At 72.4% G+C, this 11,613-nt stretch carries 11 protein-coding genes; 3 read left to right on the top strand and 8 right to left on the bottom strand.

Going from position 1 to position 11,613, the window contains the following annotated elements:
- The first annotated feature begins 313 nt into the window (after positions 1-313).
- Positions 314-1,081 carry a hypothetical protein gene (locus ACQEVZ_RS51530; protein ID WP_433382789.1) on the top strand — a complete coding sequence of 256 codons (768 nt, stop codon included), beginning with the start codon at positions 314-316 and terminating at the stop codon, positions 1,079-1,081.
- A gap of 95 nt (positions 1,082-1,176) precedes the next feature.
- Here ACQEVZ_RS51530 and ACQEVZ_RS51525 read toward each other — a convergent pair whose 3' ends face one another.
- Complete coding sequence (locus ACQEVZ_RS51525) at positions 1,177-2,397, bottom strand: hypothetical protein (protein WP_433382786.1); 1,221 nt, start codon at positions 2,395-2,397, stop codon at positions 1,177-1,179.
- Positions 2,398-2,543: 146 nt separating this feature from the next.
- Positions 2,544-2,909 carry a hypothetical protein gene (locus ACQEVZ_RS51520; RefSeq protein WP_433382783.1) on the bottom strand — a complete coding sequence of 122 codons (366 nt, stop codon included), beginning with the start codon at positions 2,907-2,909 and terminating at the stop codon, positions 2,544-2,546.
- 203 nt (positions 2,910-3,112) lie between these two features.
- Between ACQEVZ_RS51520 and ACQEVZ_RS51515 the strand changes: the two genes are divergently transcribed.
- Positions 3,113-3,310, top strand: a complete 198-nt coding sequence (locus tag ACQEVZ_RS51515) for a VOC family protein (RefSeq protein WP_433382780.1) — start codon at positions 3,113-3,115, stop codon at positions 3,308-3,310.
- A gap of 152 nt (positions 3,311-3,462) precedes the next feature.
- Positions 3,463-4,464 carry a LacI family DNA-binding transcriptional regulator gene (locus tag ACQEVZ_RS51510; RefSeq protein WP_360565584.1) on the top strand — a complete coding sequence of 334 codons (1,002 nt, stop codon included), beginning with the start codon at positions 3,463-3,465 and terminating at the stop codon, positions 4,462-4,464.
- Positions 4,465-4,757: 293 nt separating this feature from the next.
- Here ACQEVZ_RS51510 and ACQEVZ_RS51505 read toward each other — a convergent pair whose 3' ends face one another.
- The 6 genes from ACQEVZ_RS51505 to ACQEVZ_RS51480 form a co-directional block, all read right to left on the bottom strand.
- Positions 4,758-5,951 (bottom strand): hypothetical protein, encoded by a 1,194-nt coding sequence (locus ACQEVZ_RS51505; RefSeq protein ID WP_433382776.1) that lies wholly within the window; start codon positions 5,949-5,951, stop codon positions 4,758-4,760.
- The gene (locus ACQEVZ_RS51500; RefSeq protein ID WP_344498927.1) at positions 5,948-6,451 is read right to left on the bottom strand and encodes a SigE family RNA polymerase sigma factor; all 504 of its coding nucleotides are present in this window, start codon (positions 6,449-6,451) and stop codon (positions 5,948-5,950) included. Before ACQEVZ_RS51500 ends, ACQEVZ_RS51505 begins: the two co-directional genes overlap by 4 nt.
- An 82-nt stretch (positions 6,452-6,533) precedes the next feature.
- The gene (locus tag ACQEVZ_RS51495; protein ID WP_433382772.1) at positions 6,534-9,761 is read right to left on the bottom strand and encodes a caspase, EACC1-associated type; all 3,228 of its coding nucleotides are present in this window, start codon (positions 9,759-9,761) and stop codon (positions 6,534-6,536) included.
- A complete protein-coding gene (locus ACQEVZ_RS51490; protein ID WP_433382769.1) occupies positions 9,748-10,197 on the bottom strand; it encodes an effector-associated constant component EACC1 in 450 nt (149 codons plus the stop codon). The genes ACQEVZ_RS51495 and ACQEVZ_RS51490 overlap by 14 nt, the downstream gene beginning before the upstream one ends.
- A 190-nt stretch (positions 10,198-10,387) precedes the next feature.
- The gene (locus ACQEVZ_RS51485; protein ID WP_433382766.1) at positions 10,388-10,609 is read right to left on the bottom strand and encodes a DUF397 domain-containing protein; all 222 of its coding nucleotides are present in this window, start codon (positions 10,607-10,609) and stop codon (positions 10,388-10,390) included.
- 46 nt (positions 10,610-10,655) lie between these two features.
- Positions 10,656-11,513, bottom strand: coding sequence for a helix-turn-helix domain-containing protein (locus ACQEVZ_RS51480; RefSeq protein WP_344498933.1), 858 nt, complete (start codon positions 11,511-11,513; stop codon positions 10,656-10,658).
- Positions 11,514-11,613: the final 100 nt, after the last annotated feature.

Raw genomic sequence — 11,613 nt, 5'->3', positions numbered from 1 at the left:
GACCGGCTGCAGGCCGCGGGTCGACTGCCGACCGCCCGGCCGACCGAGATCGCGTCTCTCCGTGCAGCGCTGGAGCGCGAACGCGCCGCGAACCAGCAGCTCCGGGCTGACTATGACCGAGCCAGCGCACTTCTTGAGACGTACGGCCGAGTCATCGCCGAACTCGCCGCTGAACGCACCGCTCTGCGCGAGGAACTCGCCAGCGCGACCAACGTGGTGCCGATGCGTCGAGGCCGTCCCTCGACGTGATGCCAGCCGCCGCCGTCACGCAAAGCCGTTGCCGCAACTACGCGGGAAGGCCACACTGCGTTGTGTGGCCCGACGGTGCGTGTTCTGCGGTAATGCCGGTTTGACCAGGGAACATGTCATCCCGCGGTGGCTGACCGACGTGCTGCCCGAGCAGGCACGATTCCGCGGTCAGGACCAGATGGCCGTGCTCCTGCACCCCGATCACGCAGTCGACGGTCCGCACCACCGGGAGATGCCGGAGACGTTCAACTCCTCGACCGTCAAGACGGTCTGCGGTTCGTGCAACAACGGCTTCATGAACGACATCGAGACGGTGACACGGCCATATTTGTCCACCATGATCCGCGGTCGGCTGGCGATGCCGCTTTCCGTTGAGGCGGTAACTGCTGTCGCGACCTGGGCGGTGAAAACGAGCCTTATGGCGCAGTTGACCGGCTCAGAGCCAGCCAGTATCGACCGGGTCTATCAGGACTTCTACGCGACCCGGCGCCCAACGGACGCATGCCTGGTCTGGGCGGCGGCAATCGACGACGAGGATTGGGCGCTGCGCGCCGAGTGCCGTCTCATGCTGTATGTGCTGGACGGGCCGCCGGCGAACGGCGACGATCCGCCGAACCTGCTCACGGTGGCCATCGGACTGGGCGGGCTCCTGCTGTACACCATCATCGACCCGGTCCTCGGGCCTTCGACTTGGAACCCGACCGCCGTGTTCCGCGGCGCCCTGGTCCCGCTGTGGCCCGACCCGCGCCCGGTAACCTGGCCGCCTTCTCGGGTCCTGCGCCCCGCCGAGGCGTGGGGCGTGTGCGAGTACATGCCGATGCTGTTGGGCTGACCGGCCGGAACCGTCGGCAGAGCGGCCCGCTCAGGCATCACACCCAGCCGACCGTCGGCCGCGCCCATCACTGCATCGGATGGGCGCCCGGTGGCTTAGTCGAACGCGTGCAGGATCGTGTGGATGATCGCCTGCAATCCTGACCAGTCCTGGCCGGCCATCACCGCTGGATCAGTGCTCGCGGCGGCAGCCTTCGCACGGAACCGCTCATGAACTGCGCGCTTCTCGGCGATGGCTCCCTGGTACTGGCGGGGCCCGGCAAGGTAGCTGGTCCATTGCACCGGCACGAGCGCACCGTCCGGCCCGGTGAGCACGTCGCGGCCGAGGTACAGCTCGATGGAGCAGGCCAGGCCGTTGACGTCGGCGGTGGCGAGCCAGCCGCTGGGGTGCGTGAGGGTCGGCGGCCCCAGCGCGGGGTAGTTCGCGGCGAGGTCGAGGCGGGGGTACTGCCGGACGCGGATGTTGTCCGGCAGCGTCGCCTGGTCGAGTTTGCTCAACGCCTCCGTTGCGGCGGAGTCGTTGTCGAACAGGGCGATCACGCGGTTGGCGATCCCGGCCGCCGCGAACCCGCGCACCAGGCTCACCAGCGGACCTGCGCCGCCCGGCGGGCGTTCGCCGAAGTCCATGAAGCGCACCAGATCAACCAGGTGCGGGTACAGCAGTTTCAACGCCGATTGCAGGACGCTCACGTCGCTGGAGCCCTCGGTCAGCACCACGGTCGGTGCATAGGTGGCGCCGGTGGAGCGCAGGCTGGTCAGCGCATCGGCGCAGAGCGCATCCGGCTCGTCGCGCTCCCATTCGTACATTGCCTTCGTGAAGTCCAGCCGGACCGGCAACTGCGGATCCGCCAAGAGCAGTAGCCGCATCATGTAGGGCTGCGCCTGATCGGACAGGAAGTATCCGATGCCGAGATCCCATGCGGGCTCGTCCGGGTGCCAGGGGCGTTCTCCTGCGGCGAGTTCCGCCTGGATGATCGGGAACCAGTCGGCTGAAGAGAACGCCTCGGTGATTCTCGGGTCGCGCGCCGGGCCGTCCGACCAGTCGCGTGCGCGGGCGGCGTCGAGGAGTTCGTCGAGCACCTCCATCGCCCGCGCGGGGGTGTAGCCGAGCGCATCGAGCCGGTCGGCGATGATTGGCCCCTCGCCGACCAGCTCGTGAATCACATCCCGGTACGGCTCGCCGCTCGTCCGCCGGCGGTACATGCTGTCGAGAAAGACCGCCAGAAATTCGGGCGGCGGCCCGAATTCCAGATCGCTTAGCGCTACATGCCCGACTCGCAGAAATCCGTAGCCCATCCGCACATCCTGTCGCAGCACGATGAACAGTAGTACGGCGAGGCCAGCGGCGAGACCACGATGCCAGCACCCACGACGGACGCACGCCAGCCGGGCCTTGGCGCCCCGTGCCGCGGCAACCCGCGCCCCGAACCGCAGACCGCGGTGTCGCCCGTTGCGGGCAGGCGTCAGACGGAGTAGTCGGGGAACGGCACCGGCTCGATGACCTCGTCGAGCGCACCGTCACGGGCGCGACGCCACGTGACGCCGGCCTGATCTTTGAACTCGACCCACGGCACGAGTTCGTTGTTGGCGAACTCGCCTTCATGGCGGGTCCAGGCACCGGAGCCCTCTCCCGGGTAGTGGCGCATCGGCATGCTGACCCGCGTCACTCCTGGCGGAATCACCCCGATTCCACGGTCGGGCCATTCCAGTGCCCCCTCCGGCACGTGAGCGACGGCGCTGTACACGCAGCTCTCACTGTTGTTGATCAAGACCAGGTAGCCCCAGTCGTAACCGGGCGCGTCATGGTAGTGAAACCAGCCAGCGTCCACCGGGGTCCGCTCACTACTCCCACCCGGCGCGACGGGGTCCTCGCCGGGTTCGGTCGGATACGCCGTGCGCCCTTGCTCCAGGTGGTAGGTGATGCGCTCCGCCTGGGCGCGCCGCTCACGCCGAAGTTCGCCGCGGTGGCTCTCAGCCGTTCGGCGGCGTTCCCAGAGATACGGGGCACCAACAACGGTGCTACCGTGCGCCCATGCCCGCCTACATCAAGTCGGTCACGTTCGACAGCGTGGACGCGCTGGTGCTGGCCCGGTTCTGGGCCGCCGCGCTCGGCACCGACGTCGCCGAGGAGTCCACATCGGACAAGGCGTTCGTCGAGGCGGCGGGCTGGGGCGGCCCGAACATCTGGTTCGCGCGCGTGCCGGAGGGCAACGAGTTCTGCGTCGAATAGGCAGAAAGCCCAGGGTCATCCGAACGGCCATTTCCGTCCCCGCAAGGACCCCCAGCACGCGGTATACCGGCCGGCACGGCGTACCGTGGCAGCGCTAACATCAACATGGGGGGAGGGCGATGCGTCCAACGAGCCAGGGCCGGGCAGCGGTCATGAACGACGTCGCGCGACTCGCCGGCGTGTCCCACCAGACCGTGTCCCGGGTCCTCAACCAGCACCCGAGCGTCAGCCCCGCCACGCGTGAGCGGGTGCTCGAGGCGGTCCGGCAGCTCAACTACCGCCCCAACGCGATGGCCCGGGGCCTCGCGGGGCGGCGTTCGCGGGTGATCGGCGTCGTCAGCTTCGACACGATTCTCTACGGCCCCGCCTCGACGCTGCTGGGCATCGAGCGTGCCGCCCGCGCCGCCGGCTATGGCGTCAGCATCGTCACGCTGGAGCAGGTCGACCACAGCGGCATGGTGTCCGCCCTGGAGGCCCTCGCCGACCAGTCCGTCGCCGGCGTCGTCGTCATCGCCCCGCAGACCGCGGCCGCCGCGGCGCTGCACAGCCTCCCGCTCGGCGTCGCCGCCGTGGCCGTCGAGGCGGTCGTCGGCGGCGAGATCCCCGCGATCTCCGTCGACCAGGTCACCGGCGCCCGCCTGGCCGTGCAGCACCTGCTGGGCCTCGGCCACCGCAAGGTCTGGCACCTGTCCGGCCCCCGCGACTGGCTGGAGACCCACGGCCGCATCGAGGGCTGGCGCGGCACGCTCGAGGACGCCGGCCTGCCCGCCCCGCCGCTCATGACCGGCGACTGGTCCGCCCGCTCCGGCTACCAGGCCGGCCTCGAGCTGGCCCGCCGCGACGACGTCACCGCCGTCTTCGCCGGCAACGACCAGATGGCCCTCGGCATGATGCGCGCGTTCCACGAGCACGGCATCCGCGTCCCCGACGACGTCAGCATCGTCGGCTTCGACGACATCCCCGAGGCCGAGTTCCTGTCCCCGCCGCTGACCACGATCCGGCAGGACTTCGACGAGGTCGGCCGCCGCTGCATCGCCGCCCTGCTCCGCGCCATCGAGGCCGACCTCCCCGAAGGCCCCGACCGCCCCGAGCCCGACCCCCGCGTCGCCCCCACCCTCGTCCTGCGCCGCAGCACAGCCGCCCCGAAAAGCTGAAGAGCAAGAACAAGAACAAGGCCATGGCTCCGGTCCGCCGTGGCCGCGACCGTTGCTCCCGCAGCCAACGGTCGGGCCTTGGCGGCCCTCCCTGCACGTCCGCGTGCAGTTGCGCCGACGCGGCCTGCGGCCGCGACCACCCGGCCGCCGGCCGGGTCGCCTCCGCGCCCCGTCCGGCCAAGGCCGCGACACGGCCTGCGGCCGTGAACACCCCGTCCGGCACGGCCGACATGATCAAGTAGCGGATCCGGTCGCCATGACGACCGGATCCGCTATGCGATCAGCGAGGCGGCTCAGCGGCAGGTCCAGGCGAACGGTTCGATGGAGCCGCCCGTGCTCTTCGTGGCCGCGCCGGCCAGGAGCCTGCCGTCGGCGCTGACGGATTCGATCTGCGCGTGGTCGTACCCGCGAGGAGCCGGCACCGGGGTCACCGTGGCGCCGGTCCAGCGCACGACGCCGTCGAAGCGGTTGACGAGGACGGTCCCGTCGGCGGTGACGCTGTTGCCGCCGGCGAAGATGTCCGGGGCGACCAGCGGCTCGACCGTGCCGGCCGACAGGTGCCAGCGGGCCGGTGGGATGTCGCCGGCGCCCGTACGGCGCCCGGTCGCGGCGTCGAAGCCGTTCATCGCCAGGAAGTTCACCGGGCCGATGACCCAGTCGCCGGCGATGCGCTGCGCGACGCCGCCGGGCCGGCCGGGCGGGGTCGGCAGGACCGTGGTGGAGAGGTCGGCGTTCCACAGCACCGGCTGCTCGCCCTGGTTGAAGTCGCCGACGATGCGCCCGTCGTCGGCGATGTCGTGGGCGGCCGAGGAACTGCCGGACGGGGTCGGCAGCAGCACCGCGACGTCGGGTGCGCTGTGCCGCCACAGGACGGCGCGGAACTTCTTGCCCGGCATGGTGGCCTCGCCGACGATGTCGCCGGCGGCGTTGATGCCCTGCGCGCTGACCGACAGGGCGCCGGACGGCTTCGGCAGGAAGGCGAGCGTCCCCTGTGCGGTGGTGCGGAAGGCGGGCCCGTCGGGCGACCCGCCCTGCCTGCCGACGGCGGTGCCGGCCGAGCTCACCGCCGTGACCTGCAGCCGCTGGCCGTCGCTGAACCGCTGGACCTCCACGCCGTCGCGGTACACGACGACCAGGCCGGGATCGGGTGCCCGGTTGAACACCAGGTAGCGCCCGCTCGGGTCGGTGTGCGCGGAGCCGATGTCCTCCTCCCCGACGGGCAGGCGGGTGGCCACACAACCGGACGGGTCGGCGCTGACGGTCGGCGACGGCGTCGGCGCGGGATCCGAGGGAGTGCCCTGCGGTGCCCGTACCGCGGCCGCGACGCCGACGGAGACGATGAGGACGACGAGTGCCGCGCACACGCCGGTGACCACGCCGCGGCGCCGCCGCACCCGGGCGCGCCCGGCGGCGATGACGTCGCCGACCCCGACCCGGCTGTCCGGCACGGGCTCGTCGGTCAGGATCGCGAACGGGTTGTCGTTCATGCCGCGCTCCTCGTGCGCTCGTCGAGCATGCGGCGCAGGTTGCCCAGGCCGCTGAAGGTCTGCCGTTTCACCGTGCCCTCGGAGCGGCCGAGGATCCGCGCCACCTCGGCGACCGGCAGGTCGCACAGGTAGCGCAGGACGACGACCGTGCGCTGCCCTTCCGGCAGCCGCCGCAGCGCCGCCCGCAGCACCATCCGCTGCTCGACGAGCGGGTCGTCGGCCGCGACGGGCACGTCCGGGGTGGTCGCGCGCAGCTGGACCCTCGCCCACCAGCGCCGCCGGTCGGAGAGGCAGGACCGCACGACCATGGTGTGCACGTAGGCGTCGAGGTTCTCCACGTCGCGCATCCGGGACCAGCGCTGGTAGAGGACGGTCAGGGCGTTCTGCACCGCGTCGTCGGCCTTGTGGCGGTCACCGAGCAGCTGGAATGCGAGCCGGTGCAGGCGCGGTATCCGCGCCTGCACATACAGGCTGAAGTCATGTTCGCGGTCCGCGCGCACCGTGATGGGTCCCTTCCCTGGACGTTCCACCCCATTGATGCGACCCGGCGCCCCGGTGGTTGACTGCGCGGCGCGACAAGTTTCAGGGTGCCTCGCCGGTGCGCACGGCGAGCGCCTCGTTCACCGCGACCCGGGCCCGCCGCAGCGCCTCGGCCAGCCGTTCCGCGGTGAGGGCGGCCCCGCCGGACATGCGCCCGGGCGGATCGAGCCGCCAGTCCTGGACGGTCGGCCCCGTGTCGGACTGCGTGACGACCCGCATCTCGTAGCGCTCCACGCTGCGCACCTGCGCGGCGTGCAGGTCGTCGTAGCGCAGCCGCGAGTGCACGCCCCACACGTGGTGCACGGCGCGGTCGGTGAAGGCGAGCACCCCGTCGCGCGCCAGCGGCCAGACGAGCAGGAGCGTCTCGTCGTCCTCCAGCCCCGGCACCGGATGCACCGTCGCCGCCTGCAGCGTCGAGCCCAGCGTCGCCCGGATGCTCTGCAGCGCGGCGATCCGCGCGGCGGTCGGCCGCGTGCCGGACACCGGGAACGGCAGCGCCTCCGTGAGGTGCGGATGGTTGGCGGCGACCCAGGCGGCGAGCACGTAGGACGCGGGCGTGGCCGGCCCGCGCAGCAGGGGCCGGAAGTGCTCGGGCGCGGTGCCGCAGGCGACGAGGTCGTCGACGAACGACGTCAGGTCGTCGATCGGGCACTGCGCTCCGGCCGCGGCGAGGAAGTCGAACAGCACGTGCCCCGGCAGCAGGTCCCGGATCCCGGTGAACGCCGCCAGCAGGTCCGGTGGCCGGCACCGCGCCGCGACCTGGGCGTAGTCGCGGTGGCAGCCGGAGCGCACGTGCGGGGAGAGCCGGGCGAAGAACGCCGCGGCGGTGGCGACCGGGGCGCGGGCGAGCCGCTCGGCGAGGTCCCACCGGAACGCGCGGTCGTCGGCCAGGAACGCCGACACGAACCCGTCGGCGTCGGCGTCCGGGTCGGCGCAGACGTACGCGACGACCACGCCGGCGACGCCCGCGACGAGCGGGTCGGAGCGCGACAGCGCCCGCCGCCCGTGCAGCAGCGCGTCGAGCGCGGCGAGCGGCTCGCTGAACAGCCTGGGCTGCCGCGCCCGCAGCAGGTCGGCGGCGGCCACTGTCTCGCCGTGCCCGATGAGGTGTACCGCGATCTCGGCGACCTCGGCGACGGGGCGGGCCGCGACGGCGGCGCCGGTGTGCCGGGCCAGGTCGCCCCCGCCGGTCGCGCGGTGCAGGCCGGCGACGAGCGCGGCGACCCGCTCGGGCGACCCGGCCGCGGCGGTGGTCAGGACCCGCCGGACCGCGACGTCCGGCCCGGCGGCGGCCGCCGCGACCGCGACCGCGGCCAGATCCCAGCCGGACAACGCGAACACCACCGACCCGGCGCCGCCCGCCGACCCGGGAGCGGCCTGCGACGCGGACCCGTCCGGTGCACCGGGCGGCGGGTCCGCCAGGGCGGCGCGCAGCTCCTCGACCGACGCACCGGAGAAGGCCTTCAGCAGCAAGGCACCGGAAGAGATGGCGGGGGCGGGTGGCGGCGGGTCCGCGGTGGGGGGAGACCAGCCGGCCGGCGCGGTGGCCCGCTGCTCCAGGAGCCGGTTGGCGTCGATCGGGCGGCCCGCGTCGTGCAGGTGCCTGATGTACGCGATCGTGCTCTCGACCGGCCGCCCCGCCGCGGCCAGCTGCAGGACGGTCAGGGCGTCGCCGGGGCTGCGCCCGTCGCGGAGCAGGTCGGTGAGGGCGAGCAGGTCGTGGTCCGGCAGCCGCCGGGCGAGCCGCGCCATGGCGTCGCCGGCCGGCAGCTCCGCGTGCCGCAGCGCGTCGAGCAGCTCCGCCGCGGCGGAGGGGTTCGCGCACGCCCGGGCGGCGCCGTCGACCAGCGCGGTGCCCTGCGCCCCGTGGCCGGCGCGGACCATCGCCGCGGCCAGGTCGACGACGGCTGCCGGTGGTCGCTCGACGATGACGTCGGCGGCCACCTCGTACAGGTGGAACGCCGGCTCCTCGTGCCCGCCGTCGCGCAGGGCGTCGGCGAGGGCGGCGGCGTCGGCGGCGGGCATGGACGCGCTGACCCGGCGCAGCGCCGCCTCGGCCGCGTCCCGCAGCCCCGACGTCCACAGGGCGCCGACGAGCGCGATCATCGCCGCGGGCCGGCCGATGCGGTCGCGGACGGCGGCGTCGAGCAGGGGCGCCTGCCGGTCGCCGAGCAGCGGGCCGAGCGCGACGATCCGCCGCCCGTCGCCGGCCGCGGCGGACCGCACGACGTCGTCGGCGATCGGGCCGAGACCGAGCTCCTCGAGGTCCGCGACGAGCCCCGCGACGGTCCCGGGGGAGCGGCGGGCGGCGGCGTCGAGCAGGACGCCCACCGAGGGGCCGGTGCGCATGGCGTACGCGAGCGCGGCCACCTCCTGCGTCGGCCGCGTGGAGCCGGCCGCGACGAGCAGGTCGGTGGCGGTCACGCCGCCGGGCGGGTCGGCGAGCAGCGCGATGAGCCGGGAGGGGTTCAGTCCGCGGCCGGCGGTGGTGTACGCCGGAGCGACCGGCTGCGGTGGCGGTGCCGACAGGGGCGCCCGGCCGGCCCGGTTCCGGGCGAGCGCGATGGCGTGGCCGTCGTTGCGGGCGCGGGCCTGCGGCATCGGCCGGCGCTTCGCGGACAGCTCGGCGGCGAGCTGCCAGTACACCGCCTCCATCTCCAGCACGTCGGCGCCGTTGGGCAGCCCGTCGCGCAGGACGGTGACGAGCTCGCCGGTGAAGGCGGTGAACTCCTCGTCGGGCGGCGCGTAGGCGAGCGCGGTCTCGGCGGCGGCGGTCAGCACGTAGCTGTTGCCGACCACGACCCGGTCGGCGACGGTCGCCGGGTCGCCCATCGCGCCGGCCAGGGCCAGGCCGCTGTAGCAGCAGTCCAGCAGCACGACCTTGGAGCGGCAGCGGCGCGCCCCGGCGATGAGGCGGCGCACGTCCTCGAACCGCACGGCACCGTGGATGGGCGACGGCGTGGTGCGGGGGAGCGTCAGGTACAGCTCGAACGTGTCCGGCTCGATGAGCCCGTGCCCCGCGTAGTAGAACACCAGCGCGTCGCGCGCGTCCCGGGCGGCGTCGTGCAGCGCGTCGAGGATGTCGTCGGCGGATGCCGGGTCCTGCACGACCGTGCAGTGCGCCGCGGGCAGCCCCCAGATGTCGGGGTCGGTGAGCAGCGCGGCGAGGTGCCGCAGGTTGTTGGGGACCGCGGGCAGCGGCTCCAGGACGTCGAACGCGCCGGCACCCACGAGGACCGCCCTGGAGGCGAGCGGGTCAGGCAGCCGCATCGTCGTCCTGTGTGGGCGGCGACGACGGTACAGGCGGCGCCGGCGGCCCCGGAGAAGGCGCGGGCGCGGGCGCAGGCCCGGGAGCAGGCGACGGCGCGGGTGGCAGCGCGGCGAGCAGGGTCGCCCGGATCCGTTCGAGCGTCTCGGGTGAGGAGTCCGAAGCGGTCACCGAGATCCCCTCGACGGTGAACACGATCGGCGGCGCGTCCGGCCGGGCCCGCCGCCACGACGCGAACGCCAGGACGAGCCCCCCGACCGCCACCGCGTGCGTCAGCACTAGGTCGATGACGTCGAGCGCGCCCATGTGCCCGCCCGCGGAGCTGCGCTGGCTGATGTCGGCGTCGGCGGCCAGGCCGGGATCGCGCAGGAGCCAGCCGTGCAGGGTCTGCACCGCGTGGGCGTCGGACACGGAGGGGGTGGTCAACGACAGGCGCACCCGGCGATTCAAGCACCTCCCGAAGATCAACGGGTGACGGTGCCGTTACAGATACTGCGAAAGTCGACGGTAGCGCCGGCGAACCGGCGGGAATAGCATCGGCCGGTATCTTCACGCATGGGCTGATGCAAATGACACACCAGCCCAAGCGCGATCATTCATGCACGGGATCGAGGAATCGGGAAAAGCGTCAGCTGATCACATCGAAATTGCCGTGCTTGGCGTCGGACAGGAACGACTTCCAAGCGGCTGGACTGAACCGTAGAACGGCTCCGTCCGGATTCTTGCTGTCGCGCACACCGGCAGCGGAGGCAGCGACTGTGACTTCCACACAGTTGTTGCCGCCGTTGCCGTTGCTGTGACTGCTTTTACGCCAGCCGGCGCCGGTGAATTGAGCGGGCAAAACGTTCACCTCCTTTCCCGTGAGCTGAGCCGGCCGCGCGTGAGCGGCCGCCGGCTCAGGCGAGCAGGCGTTCGATCAGGCGCACCGTCGACGCCTCGCTGAGGGCCTTCGTCTCGAGCCGCTCGAACTCGTCGCGGTAGCGCTTGACCTCCGCAGGCTGCTCCTCGTAGTAGTCCCCAGCAAGGCCCTCGAGGTAGATGACATCCAAGTGGGCGACGTCCGGGAACTCCAGGAACGTGATCGGCCCGCCCATGAACGGGTGCTCGCCGGCGGTGAACGGCACGATCCGCACCGACACGTTCGGCAGCGCCGCGACGTCGATGATCTTGCGGTACTGCTCCTGCATCACCGCCGGGCCGCCGACGACCCGGTGGATCACCGACTCGTCGAAGAGGGCCACGAGCTGCAGCGGGCTGGCCGCGGTGAGGCGCTCCTGGCGCAGCCGGCGCAGGGAGACCCGCCGCTCGATCGACTCCCTGGTGTCGTTGCGGCGGCCGATGCCGATCAGCGCCCGCATGTAGTCCTCGCACTGCAGCAGGCCCGGCAGCACGATGGGCTCCCACACGCGGGTGATCGACGCGTCCGCCTCCATGCCGACGAAGTTCCCCGGCCGCATGACGTCGCGGTAGTCGGTCCACCACGTGCGTTGCTTGCTCTGCCGGGCCAGGGCCAGCAGCGCCTCCCGGTAGGCCGGGTCGCTGACCCCGTAGAGGGTCAGCAGGTCGTTGACGTCCCGGGCGTTGACCGGCACGCGTGCGTTCTCAATTCTGGTGACCTTGGCCGAGTGCCACTCGAAGTGCCGGGACACGGATTCCTGCGTGAATCCGGCTTCTTCGCGACTTTTCTTCAGCTCCGCGGCCAGTCGACGGCGGCGAAGCGTCGGGCCCTCGTCCTTTGCGGCGTCAATGTCCACGGTATTGATCATATGCAATTTGCGTGATCGCATACCCCGAGTCTAGTACTCGTTGCACTACGCGCCGTGTCTGGTACATGATGCTCGGGGACATCGAAGC

The sequence above is a fragment of the Dactylosporangium sp. CA-152071 genome (assembly GCF_050936335.1).
Classification (GTDB): Bacteria; Actinomycetota; Actinomycetes; order Mycobacteriales; family Micromonosporaceae; genus Dactylosporangium; species Dactylosporangium maewongense.
Note: the sequence above shows the minus strand (reverse complement) of the source record. Positions and strands in the feature narration are given on the sequence as shown.

Excerpts from the sequence above, each read along its gene's own strand:
- ACQEVZ_RS51515 (WP_433382780.1), top strand. The coding sequence starts at position 3,113 with ATGCCCGCCTACATCAAGTCGGTCACGTTCGACAGCGTGGACGCGCTG.
- ACQEVZ_RS51510 (WP_360565584.1), top strand. The coding sequence starts at position 3,463 with ATGAACGACGTCGCGCGACTCGCCGGCGTGTCCCACCAGACCGTGTCC.
- ACQEVZ_RS51505 (WP_433382776.1), bottom strand. The coding sequence starts at position 5,951 with ATGAACGACAACCCGTTCGCGATCCTGACCGACGAGCCCGTGCCGGAC.
- ACQEVZ_RS51495 (WP_433382772.1), bottom strand. The coding sequence starts at position 9,761 with ATGCGGCTGCCTGACCCGCTCGCCTCCAGGGCGGTCCTCGTGGGTGCC.